26 protein-coding genes are annotated in these 25,755 nt (G+C 63.9%); 18 read left to right on the top strand and 8 right to left on the bottom strand.

The genetic code is table 11. The annotated features are described in order from the left end of the window. Positions 1-24 precede the first annotated feature (24 nt). The 13 genes from nuoG (at position 25) to ACOI1H_RS03800 (ending at position 13,806) form a co-directional block, all read left to right on the top strand. Positions 25-2,043 carry an NADH-quinone oxidoreductase subunit NuoG gene (gene nuoG / locus ACOI1H_RS03860; protein WP_422435406.1) on the top strand — a complete coding sequence of 673 codons (2,019 nt, stop codon included), beginning with the start codon at positions 25-27 and terminating at the stop codon, positions 2,041-2,043. Positions 2,044-2,054: 11 nt separating this feature from the next. After that, positions 2,055-2,429 (top strand): hypothetical protein, encoded by a 375-nt coding sequence (locus ACOI1H_RS03855; protein WP_422435445.1) that lies wholly within the window; start codon positions 2,055-2,057, stop codon positions 2,427-2,429. A gap of 22 nt (positions 2,430-2,451) precedes the next feature. Further along, positions 2,452-3,489, top strand: a complete 1,038-nt coding sequence (gene nuoH, locus ACOI1H_RS03850) for an NADH-quinone oxidoreductase subunit NuoH (protein ID WP_422435405.1) — start codon at positions 2,452-2,454, stop codon at positions 3,487-3,489. A gap of 2 nt (positions 3,490-3,491) precedes the next feature. Continuing rightward, positions 3,492-3,980: an NADH-quinone oxidoreductase subunit NuoI gene (gene nuoI, locus ACOI1H_RS03845; protein WP_422435404.1), complete on the top strand. Its 489-nt coding sequence runs from the start codon at positions 3,492-3,494 to the stop codon at positions 3,978-3,980. Next, complete coding sequence (locus ACOI1H_RS03840; RefSeq protein ID WP_422435403.1) at positions 3,977-4,378, top strand: carboxymuconolactone decarboxylase family protein; 402 nt, start codon at positions 3,977-3,979, stop codon at positions 4,376-4,378. The genes nuoI and ACOI1H_RS03840 overlap by 4 nt, the downstream gene beginning before the upstream one ends. Further along, positions 4,375-4,980 carry an NADH-quinone oxidoreductase subunit J gene (locus ACOI1H_RS03835; protein WP_422435402.1) on the top strand — a complete coding sequence of 202 codons (606 nt, stop codon included), beginning with the start codon at positions 4,375-4,377 and terminating at the stop codon, positions 4,978-4,980. Before ACOI1H_RS03840 ends, ACOI1H_RS03835 begins: the two co-directional genes overlap by 4 nt. 146 nt (positions 4,981-5,126) lie before the next feature. Continuing rightward, positions 5,127-5,432, top strand: coding sequence for an NADH-quinone oxidoreductase subunit NuoK (nuoK, locus tag ACOI1H_RS03830; protein ID WP_090187326.1), 306 nt, complete (start codon positions 5,127-5,129; stop codon positions 5,430-5,432). Positions 5,433-5,436: 4 nt separating this feature from the next. Continuing rightward, on the top strand, positions 5,437-7,605 hold the full coding sequence (gene nuoL / locus ACOI1H_RS03825) for an NADH-quinone oxidoreductase subunit L (protein WP_422435401.1): 2,169 nt from the start codon (positions 5,437-5,439) through the stop codon (positions 7,603-7,605). After that, entirely contained in the window at positions 7,605-9,146 is a 1,542-nt protein-coding gene (locus ACOI1H_RS03820; RefSeq protein WP_422435400.1) for an NADH-quinone oxidoreductase subunit M, read from the top strand. Before nuoL ends, ACOI1H_RS03820 begins: the two co-directional genes overlap by 1 nt. Before the next feature lie 12 nt (positions 9,147-9,158). Then, complete coding sequence (gene nuoN, locus ACOI1H_RS03815) at positions 9,159-10,595, top strand: NADH-quinone oxidoreductase subunit NuoN (protein WP_422435399.1); 1,437 nt, start codon at positions 9,159-9,161, stop codon at positions 10,593-10,595. After that, complete coding sequence (locus tag ACOI1H_RS03810) at positions 10,585-11,346, top strand: biotin--[acetyl-CoA-carboxylase] ligase (protein ID WP_422435398.1); 762 nt, start codon at positions 10,585-10,587, stop codon at positions 11,344-11,346. The genes nuoN and ACOI1H_RS03810 overlap by 11 nt, the downstream gene beginning before the upstream one ends. A 10-nt stretch (positions 11,347-11,356) precedes the next feature. Then, on the top strand, positions 11,357-12,130 hold the full coding sequence (locus tag ACOI1H_RS03805) for a type III pantothenate kinase (RefSeq protein WP_422435397.1): 774 nt from the start codon (positions 11,357-11,359) through the stop codon (positions 12,128-12,130). Continuing rightward, a complete protein-coding gene (locus ACOI1H_RS03800) occupies positions 12,127-13,806 on the top strand; it encodes a ribonuclease J (RefSeq protein WP_422435396.1) in 1,680 nt (559 codons plus the stop codon). The genes ACOI1H_RS03805 and ACOI1H_RS03800 overlap by 4 nt, the downstream gene beginning before the upstream one ends. A 148-nt stretch (positions 13,807-13,954) precedes the next feature. On the opposite strand, the gene ACOI1H_RS03795 is transcribed toward ACOI1H_RS03800, so the two are convergent. Together ACOI1H_RS03795 and ACOI1H_RS03790 are read right to left on the bottom strand one after the other, a co-directional pair. Continuing rightward, positions 13,955-14,569 carry a hypothetical protein gene (locus tag ACOI1H_RS03795; RefSeq protein ID WP_422435395.1) on the bottom strand — a complete coding sequence of 205 codons (615 nt, stop codon included), beginning with the start codon at positions 14,567-14,569 and terminating at the stop codon, positions 13,955-13,957. Positions 14,570-14,667: 98 nt separating this feature from the next. Continuing rightward, positions 14,668-16,320 carry a DEAD/DEAH box helicase gene (locus ACOI1H_RS03790; RefSeq protein WP_422435394.1) on the bottom strand — a complete coding sequence of 551 codons (1,653 nt, stop codon included), beginning with the start codon at positions 16,318-16,320 and terminating at the stop codon, positions 14,668-14,670. A gap of 196 nt (positions 16,321-16,516) precedes the next feature. Between ACOI1H_RS03790 and ACOI1H_RS03785 the strand changes: the two genes are divergently transcribed. Further along, positions 16,517-16,942: an OsmC family peroxiredoxin gene (locus ACOI1H_RS03785; RefSeq protein ID WP_422435393.1), complete on the top strand. Its 426-nt coding sequence runs from the start codon at positions 16,517-16,519 to the stop codon at positions 16,940-16,942. A 1-nt stretch (position 16,943) separates the two neighbouring features. Here the strand turns inward: ACOI1H_RS03785 and ACOI1H_RS03780 are convergent, their stop codons facing one another. The 5 genes from ACOI1H_RS03780 to ACOI1H_RS03760 form a co-directional block, all read right to left on the bottom strand. Then, complete coding sequence (locus tag ACOI1H_RS03780) at positions 16,944-17,558, bottom strand: hypothetical protein (RefSeq protein WP_422435392.1); 615 nt, start codon at positions 17,556-17,558, stop codon at positions 16,944-16,946. 9 nt (positions 17,559-17,567) lie between these two features. Next, entirely contained in the window at positions 17,568-18,032 is a 465-nt protein-coding gene (locus ACOI1H_RS03775; RefSeq protein WP_422435391.1) for a hypothetical protein, read from the bottom strand. A gap of 63 nt (positions 18,033-18,095) precedes the next feature. Further along, positions 18,096-18,641, bottom strand: coding sequence for a GIY-YIG nuclease family protein (locus tag ACOI1H_RS03770; protein WP_422435390.1), 546 nt, complete (start codon positions 18,639-18,641; stop codon positions 18,096-18,098). Then, positions 18,638-19,786, bottom strand: coding sequence for a DNA cytosine methyltransferase (locus ACOI1H_RS03765; protein WP_422435389.1), 1,149 nt, complete (start codon positions 19,784-19,786; stop codon positions 18,638-18,640). The genes ACOI1H_RS03770 and ACOI1H_RS03765 overlap by 4 nt, the downstream gene beginning before the upstream one ends. A 66-nt stretch (positions 19,787-19,852) precedes the next feature. Continuing rightward, complete coding sequence (locus ACOI1H_RS03760) at positions 19,853-21,448, bottom strand: peptide chain release factor 3 (RefSeq protein ID WP_422435388.1); 1,596 nt, start codon at positions 21,446-21,448, stop codon at positions 19,853-19,855. 182 nt (positions 21,449-21,630) lie between these two features. On the opposite strand from ACOI1H_RS03760, the gene ACOI1H_RS03755 reads away from it, so the two are divergent. From ACOI1H_RS03755 to ACOI1H_RS03745, 3 genes are all read left to right on the top strand, one after another. Next, a complete protein-coding gene (locus tag ACOI1H_RS03755) occupies positions 21,631-22,293 on the top strand; it encodes a hypothetical protein (RefSeq protein ID WP_422435387.1) in 663 nt (220 codons plus the stop codon). A 145-nt stretch (positions 22,294-22,438) separates the two neighbouring features. Beyond that, the gene (locus ACOI1H_RS03750; RefSeq protein WP_422435386.1) at positions 22,439-23,098 is read left to right on the top strand and encodes a hypothetical protein; all 660 of its coding nucleotides are present in this window, start codon (positions 22,439-22,441) and stop codon (positions 23,096-23,098) included. Between the two features lie 84 nt (positions 23,099-23,182). Continuing rightward, on the top strand, positions 23,183-23,770 hold the full coding sequence (locus ACOI1H_RS03745; RefSeq protein WP_422435385.1) for a hypothetical protein: 588 nt from the start codon (positions 23,183-23,185) through the stop codon (positions 23,768-23,770). 6 nt (positions 23,771-23,776) lie between these two features. Here ACOI1H_RS03745 and ACOI1H_RS03740 read toward each other — a convergent pair whose 3' ends face one another. Further along, entirely contained in the window at positions 23,777-24,778 is a 1,002-nt protein-coding gene (locus ACOI1H_RS03740) for a Hint domain-containing protein (RefSeq protein WP_422435384.1), read from the bottom strand. 149 nt (positions 24,779-24,927) lie between these two features. Between ACOI1H_RS03740 and ACOI1H_RS03735 the strand changes: the two genes are divergently transcribed. Then, positions 24,928-25,707, top strand: coding sequence for an SDR family oxidoreductase (locus ACOI1H_RS03735; RefSeq protein WP_422435383.1), 780 nt, complete (start codon positions 24,928-24,930; stop codon positions 25,705-25,707). Positions 25,708-25,755: the final 48 nt, after the last annotated feature.

Here is a 25,755-nt window from a genome sequence, read left to right as displayed (position 1 = left end):
TGGGTCCGGAAGCCGGAGGCGTTCATGTCCGATCTGCGCAAAATCAACATCGATGGTCAGGTGATCGAGGTCGAGGGGGCGATGACGCTCATTCAGGCCTGCGAGATCGCGGGCATCGAGATCCCGCGCTTCTGCTACCACGAACGGCTGTCCATCGCGGGCAACTGCCGCATGTGCCTGGTCGAGGTCGTGGGCGGGCCGCCCAAGCCGACCGCATCCTGTGCCATGCAGGTCAAGGACCTGAGGCCCGGCAAGGACGGAGAACCACCGCTGGTCAAGACCAACTCTCCGATGGTCAAGAAGGCCCGCGAGGGTGTCATGGAATTCCTGCTGATCAACCACCCGTTGGATTGCCCGATCTGCGATCAGGGCGGCGAGTGCGACCTTCAGGATCAGGCGATGGCCTATGGCGTGGATTTCAGCCGCTTTCGCGAGCCGAAGCGCGCGACCGAGGACCTGAACCTGGGTCCGCTGGTCGAGACCCACATGACGCGCTGCATTTCCTGCACCCGCTGCGTCCGTTTCACGACCGAGGTGGCGGGCATTCATCAGATGGGCCAGACTGGCCGCGGCGAGGATGCGGAGATCACGTCCTATCTGGGCGAAACGCTGTCCAGCAACATGCAGGGCAATATCATCGACCTGTGCCCGGTGGGCGCGCTGGTCAGCAAGCCTTATTCCTTTACCGCCCGCCCGTGGGAGCTATCCAAGACCGAATCCATCGACGTGATGGACGCGCTTGGCAGCAACATCCGCGTGGACACCAAGGGGCGCGACGTCATGCGCATCCTGCCGCGCAACCATGACGGCGTGAACGAGGAATGGATCAACGACAAGACCCGCTTCGTCTTTGACGGCCTGCGCCGTCAGCGTCTGGACACGCCCTATATCCGCGAGCACGGCAAACTGCGCAAAGCCGACTGGCCCGAGGCGCTGGCCGCCGCCGCCGCCGCGATGCAGGGCAAGAAGATCGCCGGACTGGTCGGCGATCTGGCCCCGGTCGAGGCGGCCTTTGCCCTGAAGCAGCTGATCGAAGGGCAGGGCGGTCACGTCGAATGTCGCACCGACGGCGCGCAGTTGCCCGCCGGCAAGCGCGGTGCCTATGTCGGGACCGCGACCATCGCGGACATCGATCATGCGGACAAGATCCTGCTGATCGGTACCAATCCCCGCGCCGAGGCACCAGTCCTGAACAGCCGCATCCGCCGGTCGTGGTCGCGCGGTGCCGACGTGATCCTTGTCGGCGACGCTGTCGATCTGACCTACGATTACGAACACATGGGCACCGACCGCGCGGCGCTGGCCCATTTGGCCGACCTCGACATGACATCGCTGGCCGACAAGAACTGCCTCGTGATCGTGGGCCAGGGCGCGCTGACCGGCGACGACGGTGCCGCCGTTCTTGCCACCGTTCAGGGCATCGTCGCGAAGTCGAACGCGAAACTGCTGATCCTGCACACCGCCGCGTCGCGCGTCGGTGCGATGGATGTGGGGGCCGTGACCGAGGGCGGCATGACCGCCGCATTGGACGGGGCGGACGTGGTGTTCAACATGGGCGCGGACGAGATCGAGGTGCCGGCCGGCCCCTTCGTGATCTATCAGGGCAGTCATGGCGACCGGGGCGCGCACCGCGCCGACATCATCCTGCCTGCCGCCGCCTATACCGAAGAAAACGGTGTTTTTGTGAACACCGAAAGCCGCCCGCAACTGGCCCTGCGCGCCAGCTTTCCGCCGGGACAGGCGAAGGAGAACTGGGCGATCCTGCGCGCACTCTCGGCAGAGATCGGGTCGGTTCTGCCCTTCGATTCGCTGGCGGCCCTGCGCCGGACGCTGATCGCGGCGCATCCGCATCTGGGCCAGATCGACGTCGTGGCGGAAAACGAGGCCGCGTCGCTGGACGAAGGCACGCTTGGCAGCGGCAATTTTTCTAGTGCAGTCAAGGATTTCTACCTGTCGAACCCGATCGCCCGCGCCTCGACCCTGATGGCGGAGTTGAGTGCCAACGCGAAGATGCGCGTCACGGACAAGATCGCGGCAGAGTGACGGGCGTGCGGATGGGCCTGCTGGCGACGTCGCTGCTGGCCGGCTGTGCCGGCGGCCAGGCCACGGATGCGCCGCAGCGGCCGACATATCTGGGGGTCAAGACCAGCTTGCTGGACGGCGATCTGGTGAACTTCGACGTGGCGCTGACCGGGGCTGCAACACCCGAAGCGGTGGAGACATACGCGCAGTGTGCGGCGGCACAATATGCGTTGATCAGGGGTTACAGTTTTGCGCGTCTGGTGCGCACCAACGTGACCGAAGAGGGTGGCACTTGGCGCGCGGATGCTGTTTACACCATCTCGCCGGACCTGCCGCCTGGATTGGCCACCATCGACGCGGTGGTCACGGTTGCGGATTGCGGCACGTCGAGCATACCGACGGTCTGAGGACGAAGGGTCAGAGAGAACTATGGTCAACTTCTTCACCACGACGAACACGGGCAATGTCCTGCTGATCCTGGCGCAGTGCCTGCTGCTGCTGGTCCCGTTGCTGCTGGCGCTGGCCATGCTGATGTATGCGGACCGCAAGGTCTGGGCGGCCGTGCAGATGCGCCGAGGCCCCAACGTCGTCGGCCCCTGGGGGCTTCTGCAGTCCTTTGCGGATTTCCTGAAGTATATCGTCAAGGAGATCGTGGTGCCTGCTGGTGCCGACAAGGCGGTCTATTTCATCGCTCCGCTGCTGGCCTTCGTGCTGCCGGTGATTGCCTGGTCCGTGATCCCCTTCAACGACGGCTGGGTGCTGTCAGACATCAACGTCGCCATCCTCTTCGTCTTCGCCGTCTCCTCGCTGGAAGTCTACGGCATCATCATGGGCGGCTGGGCGTCGAACTCCAAGTATCCGTTCCTGGGATCGCTGCGCTCTGCGGCGCAGATGATTTCGTATGAAGTCTCGCTGGGCCTCATCATCATCGGCATCATCATCTCTGCGGGTTCGATGAACTTCGGCGACATCGTAGAGGCGCAACGCGGCGCTGGCCTGCTGTCGTGGTTCTGGGTCGCGCATTTTCCGATGCTGTTCCTGTTCTTCATCTCGGCGCTGGCGGAAACCAACCGCCCTCCCTTCGACCTGCCAGAGGCGGAATCGGAACTGGTCGCGGGCTATCAGGTCGAATACTCGTCCACCCCGTTCCTGCTGTTCATGATCGGCGAGCTGATGGCCGTCGTGCTGATGTGCGCACTGGTGTCGCTGCTGTTCTTTGGCGGCTGGCTGTCGCCGATCCCCGGTCTGCCCGACGGCATCCTGTGGATGGTGCTGAAGATGGCACTGTGCTTCTTCATGTTCGCGATGGTGAAGGCCATCACCCCGCGCTATCGCTACGACCAACTGATGCGGATCGGCTGGAAGGTCTTCCTGCCGCTGTCCCTTGGCTGGGTCGTGCTGATCGCGTTCCTTGCAAAATTCGAAGTCCTTGGCGGGTTCTGGGCCCGCTGGACTTGGGGAGTTTGAAAATGGACTACGCCCGTTCCGCGAAATACTTTCTGCTGTCGGATTTCTGGAAAGGCTTCGGTCTGGGGATGAAGTATTTCTTCGCCCCCAAGGCGACCGTGAACTATCCGCATGAAAAGGGGCCGCTGTCGCCCCGGTTCCGCGGTGAACACGCCCTGCGCCGCTATCCAAACGGCGAGGAACGCTGCATCGCCTGCAAGCTGTGCGAGGCGATCTGCCCGGCGCAGGCGATCACCATCGACGCCGCCCCGCGCACCGACGACGGCAGCCGCCGCACGACGCGCTACGACATCGACATGACCAAGTGCATCTACTGCGGCTTCTGCCAGGAAGCCTGTCCGGTCGACGCGATCGTCGAAGGGCCGAACTTCGAATTCAGTACCGAGACGCGGGAAGAGCTTTACTACGACAAGGAAAAGCTGCTCGCCAACGGCGACCGCTGGGAATCCGAGATCGCCCGCAACCTCGAACTTGACGCGCCTTACCGATGAGCGACGCAAGAAACCCTTTCGAGGTCATGATGACGCTGGGACAGGACTGGGTGAAACAGCTCAATCCTGCGATGGAAACCTTTACGTCCAAGGGTATGGAGGCACTTTGGCCGACGATGCCCAAGGAGATGATGGAGACATTCTTTGGCAAGGGATTGAACCCGGACGGGCTTGACGCCAAGACGCGGCTGCTGATGACGCTGATGGGTCTCACGGTCATGGGTGCACAGGCCGAGGCGCAGTTGCGCCTGACCGTGCGCCATCTGGTCGAGGCCGGGGCCACGGAAAAGGAAGTCGCGGAGACGATTGCGATGGCTGCGATGTTCGGTGGCGTGCCATCGATGCAGAAGGCGATGGAAATCGCCAATGACGTGATGAAGAAGGACCCGCAGGCATGACTCCTTTCGTTTTCACCTTCTACCTGTTCGCCATCAGCACGATCATGGGCGGCCTGATGACCGTCCTGTCGCGCAATCCCGTCCATTCGGTCCTGTGGCTGATCCTGGCCTTTCTGTCGTCGGCGGGCCTGTTCGTCACGCTGGGTGCGGAATTCGTCGCGATGCTGCTGATCATCGTCTATGTCGGTGCCGTCGCCGTGCTGTTCCTGTTCGTCGTCATGATGCTGGACGTGGACTTTGCCGAGCTGAAGGCCGAGATGTCCCGGTATCTGCCGCTGGGCCTGCTGATAGGGGTCGTGGTGCTGATGCAGTTGGCCATCGCGGTCGGCGCGTGGAGCTTTTCTGACGGGATCGACACGCGGTTGCTGGCCCCGGTGCCGGACAGCTACAACACCACCGGCCTCGGGCTGCTGATCTATGATCGCTACATCATCCTGTTCCAGCTGGCCGGGCTGATCCTGCTGGTGGCGATGATCGGGGCGATCGTGCTGACGCTGCGCCACCGGGTCGATGTGAAACGCCAGAACGTCATGGCGCAGATGCATCGCGATCCCAAGCTCGCGATGGAATTGAAAGACGTGAAACCGGGACAGGGCCTGTAGGGGCTGCCCGTCTGAAAGGAACTTTGACATGTCGAACACCACAATCGTCGTCATCATCGTCGTGCTGATCGTCGTCTTCGGCGGCGGCTACACTTTCTTCGGCTAAGACCAATACGAAGGGCGAAACGCCCAGAGGGACCAAAGGCATGATCGGACTGGAACATTATCTTGTGGTGGCGGCGGCGCTCTTCGTCATCGGCATCTTCGGGTTGTTTCTCAACCGCAAGAACGTGATCATCCTGCTGATGAGCATCGAACTGATGTTGCTGGCGGTGAACATCAACTTCGTCGCGTTTTCTAGTTTCCTGGGCGATCTGGTGGGGCAGGTGTTCACGCTGTTCGTGCTGACCGTCGCCGCCGCAGAGGCCGCGATCGGTCTTGCGATCCTTGTCTGCTTCTTCCGCAACCGCGGGACCATCGACGTTGAAGACGTCAACGTGATGAAGGGCTGAAGTCATGGAAACGATCATCTTGTTCGCACCGCTTGTCGGTGCCCTGATCTGCGGTTTCACCTGGCGCATGATCGGCGAGAAGGCGGCCCAGTGGGTTGCCACATCGCTACTGTTCCTCGCCGCGTTCCTGTCGTGGGTCGTGTTCCTTGGCTTCGATGGCCAGACGCAGGACATTCAGGTTCTGCGGTGGATCGAAAGCGGGTCGCTGTCGGCCGACTGGGCGATACGCATGGACCGGCTGACCGCGATCATGCTGATCGTCATCACGACGGTCTCGGCGCTCGTGCACCTCTATTCCTTCGGCTACATGGCGCATGACGACAACTTTTCCGACGGCACCCCCTACCGCGCCCGGTTCTTTGCCTACCTGTCCTTCTTCACCTTCGCCATGCTGATGCTGGTGACGGCGGACAACCTGATCCAGATGTTCTTTGGCTGGGAAGGTGTCGGCGTCGCGTCCTACCTGCTGATCGGGTTCTACTACCGCAAGCCGTCGGCCAATGCTGCCGCGATCAAGGCCTTCGTGGTCAACAGGGTCGGTGACTTCGGCTTTGCGCTGGGGATCTTCGGGTTGTTCTTCCTGACCGAATCCGTGAAATTCGCCGACATCTTTCCCCAGATGCCAGAGATCGCGCAGACGCAGATATCTTTCCTGTGGGCCGACTGGAACGCCGCCAACCTGATCGGCGTGCTGCTGTTCATCGGTGCGATGGGCAAGTCGGCGCAGCTGTTCCTGCACACCTGGCTGCCGGACGCGATGGAAGGTCCGACCCCCGTGTCGGCGCTGATCCACGCCGCGACGATGGTCACCGCAGGCGTATTCCTGGTCTGCCGCATGTCGCCGCTGTTCGAATACGCGCCAGAAGCCAAGCAGATGATCGTGTTCATCGGCGCATCGACCGCCTTCTTTGCCGCGACAGTCGGTCTGGTGCAGACCGACATCAAGCGCGTCATCGCCTATTCGACCTGTTCGCAACTGGGCTATATGTTCGTGGCCGCCGGTGTCGGGGTCTATTCCGTCGCCATGTTCCACCTGCTGACGCATGCCTTCTTCAAGGCCATGCTGTTCCTTGGGGCCGGTTCGGTCATCCACGGGATGCACCACGAACAGGACATGCGGAATTATGGTGGGTTGCGCCACAAGCTACCCTATACTTTCTACGCCATGCTGATCGGCACGCTCGCGATCACCGGCGTCGGCATCCCCTTGACCCACATCGGGTTCGCCGGCTTCCTGTCCAAGGACGCCGTCATCGAAAGCGCATGGGCCGGCGGCACCGCCTACAGTTTCTGGCTGCTGGTCATCGCGGCGCTGTTCACCAGCTTCTACAGCTGGCGCCTGATGTTCATGACCTTCTTCGGCAAACCGCGCGGCGATCACCACACGCATGACCACGCGCACGAAAGCCCGATGGTCATGCTTGTCCCGCTGGGCGTGCTGAGCCTCGGTGCCGTATTCTCTGGCATGGTCTGGTACGGGTCGATGTTCGGAGAGAGCGAGAAGGTCGCATCCTTCTTTGCCATTCCGGCCGCGGGCGAGGTCCATGCCGAGGAGGGCGCGCCAGCAACCGATGAGGCGCAGGGCGAAGGTCCGGCGGAAGCCTTGGAGCAGGTCACCGAAGGCGACGCCAGTGGTGCAGTCGAGGCGATCACCGCCGAAGGTCACGCCGGCGACGATCCCGATACCGAAGGGCATCACTTTGCCTTTGGCGGCGCGCCCGGCGACGGTGCGATCTTCATCGGGCCTGACAATCACACGCTGGATGGCGCGCACGAAAGCCCGGTCTGGGTGAAGGTCAGCCCCTTCGTCGCCATGCTGATCGGCTTCCTGACGGCCTATCAGATGTATATTCGCCGTCCTGACCTGCCGGCCAAGCTGGCCGCGAACCAGTCGCACCTGTACCAGTTCCTGCTGAACAAGTGGTATTTCGACGAGCTCTACGGCTTTCTCTTCGTGCGGCCCGCGTTGGCCATCGGCCGTTTCCTGTGGAAACGCGGCGATGAAGGCACCATCGACGGCGGGATCAACGGTGTCGCCCTCGGGATCGTGCCGTTCCTGACGCGCGCCGCCGGTCGGATGCAGTCCGGTTATCTGTTCACCTACGCCTTTGCCATGGTGGCGGGCATCGCGGCCCTGCTGACCTGGGTCACCCTGACCGGAGGGGCCAACTGATGGGCAACCTGCTCTCGCTCACCACCTTCATTCCGCTGATCGGGGCCGCCATTCTGGCGCTTTTCCTGCGCGGTAACGACGTGGCCGCCCAACGAAACGCCAAGTGGGTCGCGCTCTTTGCCACCTCTGCCACCTTCCTCATCTCGCTGTTCATCCTGTTCCAGTTCGACCCGTCCGATACCGGCTTCCAGATGGTCGAAGAGCGGGCGTGGCTGCTGGGCCTGAATTACAAGCTGGGTGTGGACGGGATTTCCGTTCTGTTCGTCATGCTGACGACGTTCCTCATGCCGCTGGTGATCGGGGCCTGCTGGGGCGTCGACACGCGCGTCAAGGAATACATGATCGCCTTCCTCGTGCTGGAAACACTGATGCTGGGCGTGTTCATGGCGCTGGACCTGATCCTGTTCTATCTGTTCTTCGAGGCCGGGTTGATCCCGATGTTCCTGATCATCGGCATCTGGGGTGGGGCAAACCGCATCTACGCCAGCTTCAAGTTCTTCCTCTACACCTTCCTCGGGTCCGTGTTGATGCTGGTCGCGATGGTGGCGATGTTCTCGATCGCGGGGACTACGGACATCCCGACGCTGATGACCACGACCTTCCCCTTTGCCCACCTCACGGTGCTGGGCATCAACATCGTCGGCGGCGTGCAGACGCTGATGTTCATCGCCTTCTTCGCGAGCTTCGCCGTGAAGATGCCGATGTGGCCGGTCCACACTTGGCTGCCGGATGCCCACGTCCAGGCCCCGACCGCCGGATCGGTCGTGCTGGCCGCGATCCTGCTGAAGATGGGCGGCTACGGCTTTCTGCGGTTCAGCCTCCCGATGTTCCCGGTCGGGTCAGAGGTGATGGGGCCGCTGGTGCTGTGGCTGTCGGCCATCGCCATCGTCTACACTTCTCTGGTCGCCCTCGTGCAGCAGGACATGAAGAAGCTGATCGCCTATTCGTCGGTGGCACACATGGGTTTCGTCACGATGGGCATCTTCACGGTGAACCAGCAGGGACTGGATGGCGCGATCTTCCAGATGATCAGCCACGGTTTCATCTCGGGTGCGATGTTCCTCTGCGTCGGCGTGATCTACGACCGGATGCACACGCGTGACATCGACGCTTACGGCGGCCTCGTGAACCGGATGCCGGCCTATGCGATGATCTTCATGTTCTTCACGATGGCCAACGTCGGCTTGCCCGGCACCTCGGGTTTTGTCGGGGAGTTCCTCGTGCTGATGGGCATCTTTCAGGTAAATACCTGGGTCGCGGTCGTCGCCACATCCGGCGTGATCCTGTCGGCGGCCTACGGCCTGTGGCTTTACCGCCGGGTCGTCATGGGCGACCTCATCAAGGAGGCGTTGCGGTCCATCACCGACCTGTCCCGCCGCGAGCGGATGATCTTCGCACCGCTGGTCGTCATGACCTTGTTGCTGGGGGTCTACCCGAGCCTTGTGACCGACATCATCGGCCCCTCGGTCAGTGCGATGATCGGTCAATACGACACCGCGCAGGCGGCCTACGAGGCAGCCTCTCAAGTTGCCGCGAATTAAGGAAACGGACCCATGATTTCTGCCGATATCCAGACCGTCCTGCCGGAAATCACCCTGTCGGTCTATGCGATGGTGGCGCTGCTGGCCGCAGTCTACACGGTAAAGGACGGGGCTGCGTCCCTGCTGGTCTGGCTGACGTCCGGTGTCTTCGTGCTGATGGCGACCTGGATCGCCTCGGGGCAGGGTTCCGCCGTGCCGGCCTTTGACGGCATGTTCGTCTCCGACGGCTTCTCTCGGTTTGCCAAGATCACGATCCTGCTGTCCGCCGCCGCCGTTCTGGTGATGAGCGAGCACTACATGGCCGCCCGCAACCTGCTGCGGTTCGAATACCCGCTGCTGGTCGCGCTGTCCGTCGTCGGCATGATGGTGATGGTCAGTGCAGGCGACCTGATGACGCTCTACATGGGGCTGGAACTGCAATCGCTGGCGCTTTACGTCGTCGCCTCCCTGCGCCGCGATTCCGTGAAATCGACCGAAGCCGGGTTGAAGTATTTCGTGCTGGGCGCGCTGTCGTCGGGCCTGCTGCTGTATGGTGCGTCGCTGGTCTATGGCTTTACCGGCACGACGCTGTTCAGCGGCATCATCCTGGGCGTCCAGGATCAGCCGTCGCTGGGGCTGCTGTTCGGCCTCGTGTTCCTGATTGCGGGCCTCGCGTTCAAGGTTTCTGCCGCGCCCTTCCACATGTGGACGCCCGACGTCTACGAAGGTTCACCCACGCCGGTCACCGCCTTTTTCGCCACCGCCCCCAAGGTCGCGGCGATGGCGCTGTTCGCGCGGCTGATGTTCGACGCCTTCGGCGGCATCACCGGCGACTGGCAGCAGATCGTCGCGTTCCTGAGCGTCGTGTCGATGTTCCTCGGGTCCATCGCCGCGATCGGGCAGCGCGACATCAAGCGGCTGATGGCTTATTCGTCCATCGCGCACATGGGATACGCCCTGATGGGGCTGGCCGCCGGCACCGCGTTCGGCGTGCAGGCGATGCTGATCTACATGGCGATCTACGTCACGATGAACGTCGGCACCTTCGCGTTCATCCTCGGCATGCAGCGCGACGGACAGCCGGTGACGGATGTGCAAAGCCTGCGGATGTACGCCAAGGACCAGCCGACCCGCGCGCTGGCCATGCTGGTTCTGATGTTTAGCCTGGCGGGTGTGCCGCCGATGGTCGGCTTCTTCGGCAAGCTTTACGTCCTGCGCGCCGCCTATGATGCGGGGCTGGCCTGGCTGGCAGTGGCCGGCGCGATAGCGTCGGTCATCGGTGCATTCTATTACTTGCGCATCGTCTTCTACATGTATTTCGGAGAAGAGCAGGACAAGCTTGATGCGCCGAACCAGCCGATCCTGACGGGCTTCCTGCTGGCCTCTGCCGCCGTCATGGTCTTTGGCGTCGTGAACCTGTTCGGCATAGAGCCGATTGCGGCTGCCGCCGCCGCAGCCCTTGTCAACTGATCCGACCACACACACCCTCTGGCCAGAGGGTGTGCTGTGCCGTCACCTGACATCCGTCGACTCGACCATGGCCGAGGCGGCGCGTCTTGCACCGACGCTTGAGGCCCCGACCTGGATCGTCGCGGATGCGCAGACCGGTGCGCGGGGGCGGCGGGGCCGTGACTGGCAGACGCCTGCGGGCAATTTCGCCGCGACCCTGATCTACCGGCCGAACTGCACCGCCCAGCAGGCGAGCCTGCGATCCTTCATGGCCGCCGTCGCCCTGTTCGAGGCGCTTGCGATGTATGTCGACCGGACCAAACTGTCGCTGAAATGGCCCAACGACGTGCTGCTGAACGGCGGCAAGGTCGCAGGCATCCTGCTGGAGACCAGCGGGCAGGGACCTTATGTCGACTGGCTGGCCATCGGCATCGGCGTGAACCTCGCCCATGTGCCGCAGGGCGTCCGCGAAGCGGCCTTCCCGCCTGTCAGCGTCACGGGCGAGGGTGGGCCAGAGGTCGCACCCCTGGACTTCCTGGTCCGGCTCGCCAATGACTTTTCCACGCAAGAGGCGAAGCTGTGGGAGTTCGACTTCGACATCATCCGCGCCGACTGGCTGCGCCACGCGGCACGGCTGGGCGAGGTCATCACCGCCCGCACCGCGCGGGATGAGATCACCGGCACGTTCGAGACCATCGACAACGACGGAAACCTCGTGCTGATCACGCCGGAGGGGCCACGCGTCATTCCCGCCGCCGACATCTATTTCTAAGAGGGCATCCATGCTTCTGGCCATCGACTGCGGCAACACGAACACCGTGTTCTCCGTCTGGGACGGGACGCGGTTTCTGGCGACCTGGCGGACCAAGACCGATTGGCAGCGTACTGCGGACCAGTATTTCGTGTGGCTGACGGCGCTGATGCAGTCCCAGAAGGTGGACGTCCGGATCGACGAGGTCATCGTCAGCGCGACGGTGCCGCGTGTCGTCTTCAACCTGCGCGTCCTGGCGGACCGCTACTTCAATTGCCGGCCGATGGTCGTTGGCAAGCCGGACTGCAAGTTGCCGACCGGGCCGCGTGTCGATCCCGGCACGGCCGTCGGCCCTGACCGGCTGGTGAACACCGCCGGAGCCTTTGACCGCCACGGCGGCAACCTGATCGTGGTGGACTTCGGCACGGCGACGACGCTGGACGTCGTGGACGACGACGGTGCCTATGTCGGCGGCGTGATCGCCCCCGGCGTGAACGTGAGCCTGGAGGCCTTTCACATGGCCGCCGCGGCGCTACCTCATGTCGATGTGACCCGACCGGACCGCGTGATCGGCACGAACACCGTGGCCTGCATGCAGTCCGGTGCGTTCTGGGGTTACATTGGCCTCGTGAAAGAGATAACCGCACGGATCAAAGCCGAACGCGGCCGAGAGATGACCGTCATCGGGACCGGTGGACTGGCCTCACTCTTTGCCACAGGCGACCAATTATTTGACCGGGTCGAGGATGACCTGACGATGCACGGGCTGACCGTCATCCACCAATACAACAAGGACCATACATGAGTGCTGCAAAAGCAAACGACCGGCTGATCTACATGGCGCTTGGCGGTGCCGGAGAGATCGGCATGAACTGCTACGTCTACGGCTACGGCCCGAAGGGTAAGGAACGCCTGATCGTCGTCGATCTGGGCGTGACATTCCCGGACATGGACGGCACGCCGGGCGTCGACCTGATCTACCCCGACATCAGCTGGTTGCGCGACAGGCGCGCGCAGATCGACGGCATCTTCATCACCCACGCGCACGAAGACCATGTCGGCGCCGTCGGCCTGCTGTGGCAGCAGCTTGGCGCGCCGATCTATGCGCGCAAGTTCACCGCCAACATCGCCCGGCGCAAGCTGCAGGAACACGGCCTGTCGGACAACACCGTCACGGTCGTCGAACCCTATCCGGCGGTGATCGACTGCGGCCCGTTCAAAGTGTCCTATGTCCCGATCAGCCACTCCATCCCCGAAAGTGCGGGTCTGGTGATCGATTCGGCCGGTGGCCGGATCGTGCATACCGGCGACTTCAAGGTGGACATGACGCCCGTGGTCGGCGACCCGTTCAACGCCGCCGTCTGGGAAGAGATCGGTCGCGTCGGCGTCAAGGCGCTGGTCTGCGACAGTACCAACATCTTCTCGCCCCACGCGGGCCGGTCAGAGGTCACCATCGGCCCGGCGATCACCGAACTGATGCAGAACGCCGCCGGCATGGTTGCCGCGACGACCTTCGCGTCCAACATCGCCCGATTGAAGACGCTGGCCGACGCCGCCGTGGCGGCTGGCCGGAAGGTCTGCCTGTTGGGCCGGTCGATGAATCGCATGGTCGAGGCGGCGAAGGAAACCGGCCTGCTGACCGATTTCCCCCATACCGTGCCCCCGGAAGAGGCGCAGAACTTGCCCCGCAACCAGTTGATGCTGCTTGTCACCGGATCGCAGGGCGAACGCCGCGCGGCCTCTTCGCAACTCAGCCAAGGCAGCTATTTGGGGCTGAACCTGAAGGAAGGGGACACGTTCCTCTTCTCATCCAAGACCATTCCCGGCAACGAGAAGGGCGTGATCCGCATCATGAACCAGCTGAGCGAGCTGGGTGTGGACATCGTCGACGACAATGGCGGCAAGTATCACGTCTCTGGTCACGCGAACCGCCCCGATCTGGAAACCATGCACGCGCTGATCAAGCCGCAGTTCCTGATCCCGATGCACGGCGAACACCGCCACCTGCGCGAGCATGTGAAGGTGGCCGGTCTGACCGGCCTGCCGGGGATCGTGGCCGTGAACGGCATGATGATCGACCTCAGCGGCAACCAGCCCACTGTGGCCGAATATGTCGAGACCGGGCGCACCTATCTGGACGGATCGGTCCAGATCGGCGCGATGGACGGCGTGGTGCGCGACCGCATCCGCATGGCGCTGAACGGCGTCGCGGTGGTCACATTGATCATCGACGAAAACGACGAGCCGCTGGGCGACCCTTGGGTCGAGATCTCGGGCCTGGCCGAAACCGGCCGGTCCGACGCGGCGCTGGCCGAGGTGATGGAGGCGGATCTGGCGCAGTTCATCGGTCGCGCCGATGCCAAGACGATCCGCGACGACGTGAAGCTGGAGAAAGAGCTCAAGAACATCGCGCGCCGCTCTGCCCAGGGCGAGATCGGCAAGAAGCCCGAAGTCATCGTGGTGATCAGCCGCCTCGGCTGAGCCAGACCGATCAGCAAGTAAAGGCGTCGTCCTCACGGGCCGGCGCCTTTTTTGTTTCGAGGTCTTCTATTCTTCTGGTCGGAAATATCCCGGGGGTATGTGGGCCGCGCCCCCATGTCGTCCGCGCACTGCCGTCCGCTGGGAAATCCTATTCGGAACAGACGTAGACCGCGCCACCAACGGCGACCGCCGTCACCGCCGCAGCGCCGATCGCGACAGGCGCACCGACCGCCGTGACCGCACCGGTCGCCGCCGTCCCGAGCGTGCTGCCGACGGAGGCGCCGGTTCCCGACAGCACCACCGCCCCGGAACTGTGCGTCACCTTGCTGAGCGTCGATGTGCCTGTGCCGAGGATCGTGCCGACGATGGCCCCCGTGGCCGAGGTGAGGGCGTCCTTCGTGCCATTCACCTTCGTGCAGATTCCGCCCGAGGAGCAACGCCCGCGGAAATTGCGCGGACCGGGCACCAGCAGGTAGCCCGCGTCGTCGTCGGCGTATTGCAGACACATGTCGTCCACAGGCTCGATCTGCGACAGCAGGGCAAAGACCTCCTCGCTCGTGCAGGTGCGCTGGTGGCCGGTCACCCAGTCGAAGGATCGGGCAGGAAAGTTCAGCAGACGCTCGCGCCGGGTGGTCGGTGCGGGCGAGACGGTCAACGTCTCGGTGTCGATCTGGAGGTCGATCGATTCGACAGTGCTTGCGCAGACGTCGGCCAGGGCCGGCGTTGCCAGCAAGGCCATTGGTATCAGAAGGAATTTCAACATGGGGCGCGCAGTCATCCTGTTTTCACCTGATGGTGCCGTGCGTGCCGGCTCGCGTCGACCCCGCACGGGTCACATCGGCGGGAGGATGCGCAGCGGGGTCAGGCCCCGCTGCGTTCCGCAAAGCTTTTCGCGATGAACTCGGGAGTGTCGTCACCCATGCCGACGACGTTGTCCTGACGGCCACCAGAGCGGTCGTTGCCGCGTCCACGGCCGCCACGATCGCCGTCGGCCCGGTCCCGCGGCTCCTGATCGCGTCCACCGCGATCGTTGGAGGCGCGGTCGGGCGAGGGACGCTCGTTGCGATCCGGTGCGGGCCGCTCACGGTCCCCACCGGTCCGCTCGCCACCGCGAGGGCGGCGATCGCTACGGGCGGGGCGGTCTTCACGCTGGGGCTGTGCGACCGGTTCAGGCGAAGCTGTTTCGGCAACCGGGGCAGCCTCTGCCTCTTCGGCGACCTCTGCCGGCACCTCGGCCACGGTCGCCTCTACCACGGGCGTCGGGGCTGCATTGCGGGGACCACGGGTCCGCTGGCGGCGAGGCTTGACCTCGCGCGGGGCATCGACGTCGTCAATGGGTGCCGTGGTCGTCGGCGGCGTCGCGGCCCCCATCGGGTTGTCGAGGCGCGGAATGGCGTTCTGCACCAGACGTTCGACATCGGCCAGGTTCTTTTCGTCACGCGGCGCGCAGATCATGATCGCGGTGCCGGTGCGGCCGGCGCGACCCGTGCGGCCGATGCGGTGTACGTAATCCTCTGCATGGCTGGGCACGTCGAAGTTGAACACATGCGTGACAGCAGGAATATCAAGGCCACGGGCGGCCACGTCCGAGGCGACGAGAAACCGGATCGACCCGTCGCGGAACCCGTCAAGGGTGCGGGTCCGGTGCGACTGGTCAAGATCGCCGTGGATCGGTTCGGCGTTCATCCCGTGCTTTTTCAGTGACTTGGCCACCACGTCCACATCGGACTTGCGGTTGCAGAAGATGATCGCGTTGGAGCAGGCGTCGCCTTCGGCGGCGATCAGGCGGCGCAGCAACTCGCGCTTTTCAGCGTCGGCCTTGGTCTTGTGGGTGCCCTGGAACATCACCACGCCCTGCTTGATGTTCTCGCCGGTGGTGGCGGCGCGGGCCACCTCGATCTTGGCGGGATTGGACAGGAAGGTGTTGGTGATCCGCTCGATCTCGGGTGCCATCGTGGCCGAGAAGAACAGCGTCTGCCGGGTGAAGGGCGTCATCTGGAAGATGCGTTCGATATCCGGGATGAACCCCATGTCGAGCATCCGGTCGGCTTCATCCACGACCATGATCTTGACGTCCGAGAGGATCAGCTTGCCACGTTCGAAATGGTCGATCAGGCGACCGGGGGTGGCGATCAGCACATCGACGCCCTTGTCGATCAACTGGTCCTGTTCCTTAAAAGAGGTCCCGCCGATCAGCAATGCCTTGGTCAGCTTTGTATATTTTGCATAGGCGTTGAAGTTTTCCGCCACCTGTGCGGCGAGTTCGCGGGTCGGTGCCAGCACGAGAGAGCGTGGCATCCGCGCGCGGGCGCGGCCCCGGCCCAGCAGGGTGATCATTGGCAGCGTGAAACTGGCGGTCTTGCCTGTCCCGGTCTGGGCGATCCCAAGCACGTCACGGCCTTCCAAAGCGGGGGGAATGGCGCCCGCCTGGATCGGTGTCGGAATTTCATACCCGGTGTCGATGATTGCCTTGAGAACCTTGGGGTCAAGGTTGAGGTCGGAAAACTTAATCATGGAGCCCTTTCGCAGATGCGGCTTTGTGTGGCCGCAGAACTGCGCGGCCCGCCCGACCAGATTGCCGAGGCGTTCGACTGGCCTGCCGTTACGCCTTTGTCGGGCAATCGTCAAGGTTTACGGCGACCGGACTTGCAGCCGGGAACAGCCCGGGTGCCCGCCGCGTTGGGACAGGATTGTTTTGAAAGGACACGACATGATCAGGAAGCATGGCACGGCAAACTGGCAGGGCACGCTGAAGGACGGGACCGGCAAGGTCTCGACCCAGACGCAAGCGCTGACGGATCATCCCTACGGCTTCAAGGCGCGGTTCGAGGATGGTCCCGGCACCAACCCGGAAGAGCTTGTGGGTGCGGCCCATGCCGCCTGTTTTGCAATGGCGATGGCGCTGAACCTTGGCGAGAAGGGCTATACCGCCGATGCGATCGACAGCAAGTCGACCGTGTCGCTGGAAGAGGTCGATGGCGGCTTTGCCGTGACGAAGGCCCATATCGAAGTCACCGCGACCATTCCCGGCATCTCGGACGACGAGTTTCAGGAAGTCGCACGCGCTACGGAAAAGGGCTGCCCGATCAGCAAGCTGCTGAATGCAGAGATTACGATGGATGCGACGCTCGCGTAGATCATCCCGGAACCGTGTCGTGCATCGCTGGCGCATAGCCTGCCTGCAACACGGCCACGAGGGGGGCAGGGGTTAGGACGATCACCTCTGTCCCCTTTTTCATGTCTGCAGGCGCGCCGTAGCCGTCAGGCGTCCATGGCAGGGCAGCACCCGCGCGGACCAGATGCGGTCGATCCTGCCACAGGATCAGGGTGCCATCGGGCAATTTGCCACAGTCGGCTCGGTGTCGTCGCTGTCGGCGATCTGGTGCCAGGCGCGCAGCATGCAGGGCAGCGTCGATCTGCTGGGCCGTGACGCGCTCGCCGGTCGCCGCGGTCCAGGCGTCCTGAAACCGCATGTAGGCCGTGCGACGACACCGGGCACAGGGGCGGTGACCGGCGGCAAGGGCTGTCGCCTCGTCCAGAAAGAACAGTTCCGTCCATGTGCGGCCGGTCATCACCCGTCGGCGCAGGCCTTTCCAATCCAGAGTGCAGCAGATCCACGCCTTGTGAGTCCAGCGCGCGCGGCCGAGCGTGCGGTCGTCGCGGTGCAGGATGCCGCGATTGCCCGTCAGGGTGCCGCGGGCGGAAAGAGCGACGATCTCTTGCGTCGGCAAGACGCGATTCTGCAGGGGCATGACGACACACTATCGGATCGTATCCGCTTCTGCCAGCACGCGTGCAAAAGCCTCTGCCGGGACCGTGCCGTCATATCGACCACGCAGGCCCCAGGCCCGCAGCGGCAGACCGGTGACGGCGGCCGTGCGAAAGGCACGCTCGCTTAACGTGATGATGCCGACCTCTGCCGGTTGGCAGCCGTCGATGCAATGCGTCAGGCGTCGGTCATGGGCGGTGTAGACGAGGGGGATGTCGCCGGAGGTCATGCGGTCGATGGCCGGGCCATTGGCGTCCCGCCGCCGCACATCGGTCAGCACACCGTAGGCGCGTCCGTCGGCACCCATGATGACCACTGGTCGGGCGGCCATCAGGCCGTCGCCGTCCGGGCTGCGGTGGATTTCGCGTTCATGGGTCATGAGGGTCGTCGTGCCGCGCCAGTCATCGTAGCCTCGCAGCACCTCTGCGTCGATCGGGACGCAGGCAGAGAGAATCACGATGAGGGCAAGCCAGCGTATGCTCCGACACTCGCGCAGAAGGATTAACCCCTCGTAAAGGCGTCAGGACAGAAACGTCTCGTGATAGGCGATCAGCCGGTCGAAATGTGCCTGAAGCGAGCGTTTCAGGTGGCGTTCGTCCTTTACCGTCTGGATATAGTCCACCAGCGACAGATACTGCGCGATCTGGCGCGGCAGCCGTTGGGCCGGGCGCAGACGATCCCGCCGCTCGTCCTCTGCGATGACCTGCACGATCTGCGGGTCCGGCAGGTCGGCGGACAGGTCCACGGCGCTGACCATCGCGCGGCCGTTCATCAACTGATGCTGCGCATCGAAAGTCGCGAAAAGGAACGCCTCGATGCCCGGAATCAGCGCGGCGTCGGTGACGGGCCAGGCTTTGACGTAGGCGATTTCCCAGACGTCGATCATGCGATTGGCGATGATGTCGGACCGCGCCGATGTCAGGTGCCGCCGCACGCGGCTGCGGATGCCGTCGACCGATTGGCCTACATAGATGGGCACACCGTCGAGGTCGCAAAGCGCGTAGACCCCGATCCGATCCGTCAGGTCGCGGATTGCACGGGCGCGGTAGGTCTTGGGGTCGATCACGCCACCGCCCGGACGCGGGCACTGTGGCGCAGAATCGGCTGAAACAGATGGGTGTCGAGGTGCCTGACCACCGGCACCGCAACGCCGTCGCCGGACAGGCGGTAGGCATCGTTGAAGCGCGTCGGCAAGCGGTAGGTGTCGGGCAAGCCCATCAGGCGCGCCGCCTCGCGCGTGGACAACAGACGCGCGGCGATCTGTCCGTCGCGAATGATGAGCACGGTCTGCCGCGACGACCCGCCGCCGGGGGTGCGCAGGCAGCCGGCGATTCCGTCGAACCGCACCTCGGCCCGCTGGACGGTGCCGCCGTCGCCTGACGGGCGGCCGCGCTTGTAGACCATGCCGATGTGCAGGCCGCCCGCGTCGGCCGCGTCCAGCACGCGGGCGCTGTGCGACGGGGCCATCAACGACAGCAGGCGGTCGTGATCCACCCGCAGAGTGGCATCGAAGGTGTTGGTGTCGATCAGGTCGGCCAATGCGGCATCGGGCTTGGCCGGTTGCGGCAGCGACCACCAGAGCCAGGCTTGCTGCAACGCGCGCGGCAGGCGGGCATGGGCGGCACGGATGCGGTCGGAGTGGAACGCGGCCTGCGCGCCGTCCAGCGTCAGACCGTCGGGCAGGGCCAGCCCGTCGCGGACGGCAATGACGAAAACCCGCGGGCGGCTTTGCGGCAGGAAATGGCGGGCGTCGATCTCCAACGCGCCGCAGCGATAGCCGCAGTCGGCAAAGGCGGCGACGACAGCCTGAAAGTCGCGTCCGCCGTGGCTGGACAGCAGACCGGTCACGTTCTCGAACGCAAGGACACGGGGGGCGAAACCGGCGTCGCGGGCTGTCTTGATGTGTCGGATCCACGCAAAGAAGGTGGACGACCGCGCACCCGCCAACCCCGTGCGATGGCCTGCCAGGCTCAGATCCTGACACGGGCTGGACGCCCAGTAAAGGTCGATGGATTGTTGCAGCTGGTCCGCATCCAAGGCGGCGATGTCGCTGTGGATCAACCCGTCCGTGCCCCAATTCTCGCCGTAGGCGGCGCATTTCGACGCGTCGATGTCATTGGCGAAGGCCAGGTCCCAGCCGCCCGACAGCGCCGCCCGAACCATGCCCGCACCCGCGAAGAATTCGGCATAGCGTGGGCGGTGGGCGGTCATGTCAGTCCTTTCGGCTTTCGAACAGAATAGGAACACACGCGGGTCCGGACAAGCCCGTTCCGCGGGTCACACCATCATTTCCTTGGTCGCCGACAGGCGAATGTCGGGATAGTCGCGGCCAACACGGTCGATGTCCCATTGCAGACGGGTCAGGAAAACCGTGTCGCCATCATTGTCCAAGGCGATGTGCTGTTTGTTGGCGGCGGCGAATTTCTCGACTGCATCCTTGGGGCCATGGACCCAGCGGGCGGACGTGAACTGCGATCCCTCGAACCGGACGGGCAGGCCGTATTCCAGCTCGATCCGGCTGGCCAGCACCTCGAACTGAAGCGCCCCCACAACGCCCACGATGAAGCCCGACCCATAGGTCGGCTTGAAGACCTTGGCGGCGCCTTCCTCGGCGAATTGCATCAGCGCCTTTTCAAGATGCTTGGCCTTCATCGGATCGCCTGCCCGGGCGGTCTGCAACAACTCCGGCGCAAAGGACGGGATGCCCGTGACCTTCAGGTTCTCGCCTTCGGTCAGGGTATCGCCGATGCGGAGCTGCCCATGGTTGGGGATGCCGATGATGTCGCCGGCCCAGGCTTCCTCTGCCAACTCGCGGTCGGCGGCCAGGAACATGACGGGGTTCGTGACGGCCATCTGCTTCTTGCTGCGCACATGGGTCAGTTTCATGCCGCGCTCGAAGTGGCCCGATGCCATGCGGACGAAGGCGACGCGGTCGCGGTGCTTGGGGTCCATGTTGGCCTGCACCTTGAAGACGAAGCCGGTGACGGCGGTCTCCTCGGGGGCGATCTGGCGCGGCTCTGCGCGCTGTGGCTGCGGTTCCGGGCCATAGGTGCTGATGCCCTGCATCAGCTCCTTGACGCCAAAGGAGTTGATCGCAGACCCGAACCAGATCGGCGTCATGGTGCCCGCCAGCATCGCGTCACGGTCGAGCGTTGGCATCAGCGCCTTCGCCATCTCGATTTCCTCAAGGAAGATGCCCAGCAGGTCGGCCGGAATGAGGTCCTTGAGTTTCGGGTCGGACAGCCCGCTGATCCGCACGGACTGCGCCACCTTGTTGCGGTCTGCGCGGTCCATCAGGTCGAGGCGGTCGTTCAGGATGTCGTAGGTGCCGATGAACTCGCGCCCCTTGCCGATCGGCCAGCTTGCCGGTGTCACGTCGATGGCGAGGTTTTCCTGAATCTCGTCGATGATCTCGAAGGTATCGCGGCTTTCGCGGTCCATCTTGTTGCAGAACGTCAGGATCGGAAGGTCGCGCAGGCGGCATACCTCGAACAGCTTCTGCGTCTGGGATTCCACGCCCTTGGCCCCGTCGATCACCATGACAGCGGCGTCCACGGCGGTCAGCGTGCGGTAGGTGTCCTCGGAGAAATCCGAGTGGCCGGGGGTGTCGACCAGATTGAAGCGGTAGCCGTCGAAATCGAACGACATGGCAGAGGCCGAGACGGAGATTCCCCGGTCCTTTTCCATCTGCATGAAGTCGGATCGCGTGCGCCGTGCCTCGCCCTTGGCGCGGACCTGTCCAGCCATCTGGATGGCACCGCCATAAAGCAGGAATTTCTCGGTCAGGGTCGTCTTGCCGGCGTCGGGATGCGAGATGATCGCAAAGGTCCGGCGGCGGGCGATCTCAGCGGGCAGGGCAGGGCGATTTGTCATGCCTGACGCCTTATCCTGCGGCCGCCCCAAGGGCAATGCGGGTCCGGATTGCAAAGCGGTTTGAGGTTGCGACGCCTGTCCGGCGGACGTGGACCCTGCGCGCAGCCCCTCGTAATTGAAGTTGCAGGAATCAATCCATGAATTAAGGTGCTGTCCAGATTTGAATTTCAAAGGGTGTCATCATGAAGATACTTGCTTGCGCTGCCACGCTGGCATTTCTGGCGGCCTGTGGCGGGTCCGGAACCGACATGACGCCGGTGGTCCCGACCTCTCTTGGCGCGCCTACCTTCGAGCAATTCCGGTCCGATGTCATAGAGGTTCAGGCCGGCCTCGATCGGATCAGGGGCTATCAGCCGACCACAGTAGCCAATCTTCCGACCCCAGGAACTTCGACATTCACCGGCGGGGCAACCATCATCGCAAAGCAGGGCAAGGCGCAATATTATCTGATCGGTAAGTCGAGCCTGACCGTGAACTTCGCAAATGAACGCGTCATTGGCACGGCAACGGGTTTTCGCGGCTACAACAGCGCCAACCGAGGCATCTTGGCCCCCGGCAAACTGACCTATTCCGGTGGTCAGATCGACACGGCAACCAATCCGGTTGAATTGAGCTTGTCTTATCAGGGCAGCCTCGATGCGGGCGGCGACACCATCGCCATGCAGGGCGACGCGGTGGGTGGGTTCTGGGGCAACCGCACGAGCGGTGCCATCCGCACGCGGGGCATCACGGCGGTCAGCGGCACGGTCGGGTCGGCCGTGGATCAGGCAGGCGCGCCCAACATGACTGCGACCGTCAACGGCAAGACCGCGATCGTGGATTTCATTATCACAGGTGAAAATTAAAATTAAGCGCGGATCAGCCGGCTAGGGATGCCGGCTGATATCCGATAGCAATCGACCGCCTTTGCCTAGCACTTCTTACGCGCTGGATGCTTCCATCCAAGGCCCCCGCACCCTGCGGGGACCACCTTTTGTGGAGGATCCTGCCGTGATCTCTAAACTGCGTATGACATTCTGTGTCGGTGCCTTGGCCGCGCTTGCGGCCTGCGGTGGCACCACCGTGCCGCTGCCGGGCAATTCCGCAGCCTTCCCCGGCGACAACCTGCTGCCAGCGGGCGGGTCCGGTCGGTTGTCGTTGTCGGAAATCCAGACGGTGGCCGGAAAGCTGGCACCGGGATACAACGCCGCCAGCGTGACGCCGAAGGCGGCCGTGCCGGTCAGCGGGTCGTCGAACTACCTGGGCTACGTAGCGGGTGATCTGACGGCCGCCAACCGCGTGCCGGTCAGCGGGCTTGCCCAGGTCGGCGTGAACTTCGGCACAAACCGCGTCGGCGGCACCATCGGCAATTTCGTCGATTCGCAAGGCACCGATCTGGGCGGCACTCTGGCGATCCGCAACGGTGTGCTGAACCGCAATCTGAACGCATCGCAGGTGTCGATCCTGGGCGATGTCGGCGGCACGCTGACCTATGGCAGCCAGACAATCGGCGTCGACGGCCGGATCACGGACGGCAGCGGTCGCAACGGCGGCTTCAAGGGATCGTCCGGTCAGTACATCGGGTTTCCGATGGAGGGCAACATCTCGGTCAACGGCCGGCCGGGCGGCACATTCGGGCTGAACGGCGTGCTGGGTCGCACCTCGCGCTGATCGTCTCGCCGCCACAGGCTGCCGGACTGGAACAGGGTTAAGGATATCTTAACCCTGTTCTTCCAGTTTCAGCGGATGTCCGGGGTGGAGAATATTGCAATGCGGATCTTCGGTCTTTGTGTCCTCATGGCCCTGTCTGGGTGTGGCGGTGGGGGCGGAGGCGATGTCGCGGGTCGTCCGAGCCCGGGGCAGTTCGACGACCTCCTGGACGGCACGCCAATCAGCCCTCCGGCCAGCCTGCCGGTGTCTGGACGGGCGCATTACGACGGCTACATGCGGGCCAACCTGCCGACGGGCGTGGATGGGGCGCGGGCGCAGTACCTTGCCGACCTGACGCTCGACGTGAATTTCGGAGCGGGATTCGACCAGATCCGCGAGCAGGCCACAGGGTTCGAAACCGCCGACCGCAGCACCCTGGCCGGTGCGCTGGTGATCACCAACGGCAACATCTACCGCGATACCGATGCGGCGGTCGCCTACAGCTTTGACGGCGATGTCGATGGCGCGCTGACCGGGCCGCGCGGCACCTATGTCATCGACGCCACGCTTGAAGGCGAGTTCCTGGCGCAGGGCCAGACGGCGGCCAGAGGGCTTGTGTTCGGGGACATCGCCGGTCCTGCCGGGCAGGACATCTTCGACGGCACCTTTGCCGGGACGCGGCGCCCCGACTAGATTAGGTCAGTCAGAAGAGGCGCGGCGCAGTAGCGCCACGGCGTCACCGGCGCTCAACATCGATTCCCGCACCTCGTAGTCGAGGTGGTGCCGATGCGCATGACCGCGCCGCACGCTGTCGTCCAGATGATCGGGCAGGGCGGCGCGGGTGCGCGGATCGATCAGCAGGGATTCGGCAGCGATCCCTTCGGCATAGATGATCTGGTGCTGGTCAAAGAGCAGTTGGAAATAGTCGACGAATCCACCGTCCCGCTGAAACACCGTGTCGCCGTTGATCAGGTGGCGGACCTTGACCAGAACCTCGTGCCGCCCGGCCCCCAGCCGGTCCTGCCGCTGATAGACGAATAGGCGGTGATCGGGCGACAGGACAAGATCGTTGGCATTGTGCAGCGCCCCTTTGCGGATCACGACCGGAGCGAAATCGCCCACGGCGCGCAGGGTCGTCGCACCGATCCAGCGCACGACCTGCGGTCCGTCGTCGCGGGTCAGCACACGGTCGCCGACGCGAACATCTTCGATCGGCACCTGCGCCCCCGAGGCCATCGTGATCCGCGTGCCCCGCGTGAACGACACGCTTGCCACTTCGGCAAAGCGCGTCGTGGCGATCTGGCGATCGACGCCGACCAGCCGGTAAGGGTGGTTGGGCAGCAGATTGGCAAGCGGCAGCATATAGACCGCCTCCACCCCGCCGGACACGACCTCGACCAGTACGAGAGCCTCGTAGGTCTTGCCGTCGGTGGCCATCAGGGTGATGCAGCAGTCGAGGTAGACGTCGCTGCCGATCATGCCGACCTGTCCACCCGACGCGATCCGGAACGTGCCGCCGTCCCCCTCTGCCGCCAAGGCCAGAGCCAGCGGGCGCGCGACGGGCGACAGTTCGTAGATGTCGTCCATGATGAGTTCGTCGGCAAAGGCCAGAGCTTCGCCAAAGGCGACACCGTCGGTGACGCGGAACGCGTCGGACGGCAGGACCTGGACGCTCTGGAATTGCCGGTTCGTGTCTGACATGAAATCTCTTTGCAACACCGGCGCACCTTAAAGGCCATGGCCCGCGCGTCAATGCCGGCACATCCGATCTATGATCTCCGATGGTTAACGCTATGTTAATGCAAATTGCCAGTGCGACATCCCTGGCTGGTCTTAAGGAGAGTCTTACGATGGATCTGCGATTGAAGGGAAAGACGGCGCTGGTCTGCGCGGGATCGCGGGGGCTGGGCCGGGGCTGTGCTGCGGCATTGGCCGAGGCAGGCGTGGATCTGGTCCTGAACGCGCGGGGCAACGAGGCGCTGGAGGCTACGGCCGAGGCGATCCGGGCCGACTGGGGGGTAAGCGTGACGACGGTGGCCGGTGACGTTGCCGACCCCGACGACCGCGCGCGGTTGCTGAATGCGGCGCAGGGCGTCGACATCCTGGTCACCAACGCGGGGGGGCCGCCGCCAGGCCTGTGGTCGGACTGGGACCGCGACGATTTCATCAAGGCGCTGGACGCCAACATGCTGACGCCCATCGCGCTGATGAAGGCCTTGCTGCCCGGCATGATCGACCGGGGCTGGGGGCGGGTGGTGAACATCACCTCGGGTTCCGTCAAGGCACCCATTGCGCAGCTTGGCCTGTCCAATTCTGCGCGGGCGGGCCTGACGGGCTATGTCGCCGGCACCGCGCGGCAGGTGGCCCCGTTCGGCGTGACGATCAACAACCTGCTGCCCGGCATCCATGCCACAGACCGCGCCGACGCATTGGACGGAAACGTTGCGCGCGCGCAGAATATCAGCCTGGAGGACGCCCGCGCGCAGCGGGTGGAGACGATTCCGGCGCGGCGCTATGGTGACCCCGCGGATTTCGGAGCGATGTGCGCCTTTCTGTGTTCCGACCGTGCCGCTTTCATCGTCGGCCAGAACATCCTGCTGGACGGCGGGGCAATCAACGCGACCTTGTGACCTGTCGTCTTGTTCTTGGTGAGGGAGCTTGATAGTCCAACGCTGACT

Origin of the sequence: Loktanella sp. DJP18, from assembly GCF_049310965.1 — a bacterium.
Classification (GTDB): Bacteria; Pseudomonadota; Alphaproteobacteria; order Rhodobacterales; family Rhodobacteraceae; genus Loktanella.
The sequence above is the reverse complement of the archived record's forward strand: the minus strand, read 5'-3'. Positions and strand labels throughout refer to the sequence as shown.

Bases quoted from the DNA above. Each gene is read 5' to 3' on its own strand.
- ACOI1H_RS03760 (WP_422435388.1), bottom strand. From the start codon at position 21,448: ATGACAAATCGCCCTGCCCTGCCCGCTGAGATCGCCCGCCGCCGGACC.
- nuoH (WP_422435405.1), top strand. From the start codon at position 2,452: ATGGTCAACTTCTTCACCACGACGAACACGGGCAATGTCCTGCTGATC.
- ACOI1H_RS03785 (WP_422435393.1), top strand. From the start codon at position 16,517: ATGATCAGGAAGCATGGCACGGCAAACTGGCAGGGCACGCTGAAGGAC.
- nuoI (WP_422435404.1), top strand. From the start codon at position 3,492: ATGGACTACGCCCGTTCCGCGAAATACTTTCTGCTGTCGGATTTCTGG.
- ACOI1H_RS03855 (WP_422435445.1), top strand. From the start codon at position 2,055: ATGGGCCTGCTGGCGACGTCGCTGCTGGCCGGCTGTGCCGGCGGCCAG.
- ACOI1H_RS03840 (WP_422435403.1), top strand. From the start codon at position 3,977: ATGAGCGACGCAAGAAACCCTTTCGAGGTCATGATGACGCTGGGACAG.
- nuoG (WP_422435406.1), top strand. From the start codon at position 25: ATGTCCGATCTGCGCAAAATCAACATCGATGGTCAGGTGATCGAGGTC.
- ACOI1H_RS03755 (WP_422435387.1), top strand. From the start codon at position 21,631: ATGAAGATACTTGCTTGCGCTGCCACGCTGGCATTTCTGGCGGCCTGT.
- ACOI1H_RS03805 (WP_422435397.1), top strand. From the start codon at position 11,357: ATGCTTCTGGCCATCGACTGCGGCAACACGAACACCGTGTTCTCCGTC.
- ACOI1H_RS03820 (WP_422435400.1), top strand. From the start codon at position 7,605: ATGGGCAACCTGCTCTCGCTCACCACCTTCATTCCGCTGATCGGGGCC.
- ACOI1H_RS03835 (WP_422435402.1), top strand. From the start codon at position 4,375: ATGACTCCTTTCGTTTTCACCTTCTACCTGTTCGCCATCAGCACGATC.
- ACOI1H_RS03790 (WP_422435394.1), bottom strand. From the start codon at position 16,320: ATGATTAAGTTTTCCGACCTCAACCTTGACCCCAAGGTTCTCAAGGCA.
- nuoN (WP_422435399.1), top strand. From the start codon at position 9,159: ATGATTTCTGCCGATATCCAGACCGTCCTGCCGGAAATCACCCTGTCG.
- nuoK (WP_090187326.1), top strand. From the start codon at position 5,127: ATGATCGGACTGGAACATTATCTTGTGGTGGCGGCGGCGCTCTTCGTC.
- ACOI1H_RS03795 (WP_422435395.1), bottom strand. From the start codon at position 14,569: ATGTTGAAATTCCTTCTGATACCAATGGCCTTGCTGGCAACGCCGGCC.
- ACOI1H_RS03800 (WP_422435396.1), top strand. From the start codon at position 12,127: ATGAGTGCTGCAAAAGCAAACGACCGGCTGATCTACATGGCGCTTGGC.
- ACOI1H_RS03765 (WP_422435389.1), bottom strand. From the start codon at position 19,786: ATGACCGCCCACCGCCCACGCTATGCCGAATTCTTCGCGGGTGCGGGC.
- nuoL (WP_422435401.1), top strand. From the start codon at position 5,437: ATGGAAACGATCATCTTGTTCGCACCGCTTGTCGGTGCCCTGATCTGC.
- ACOI1H_RS03740 (WP_422435384.1), bottom strand. From the start codon at position 24,778: ATGTCAGACACGAACCGGCAATTCCAGAGCGTCCAGGTCCTGCCGTCC.
- ACOI1H_RS03735 (WP_422435383.1), top strand. From the start codon at position 24,928: ATGGATCTGCGATTGAAGGGAAAGACGGCGCTGGTCTGCGCGGGATCG.
- ACOI1H_RS03780 (WP_422435392.1), bottom strand. From the start codon at position 17,558: ATGCCCCTGCAGAATCGCGTCTTGCCGACGCAAGAGATCGTCGCTCTT.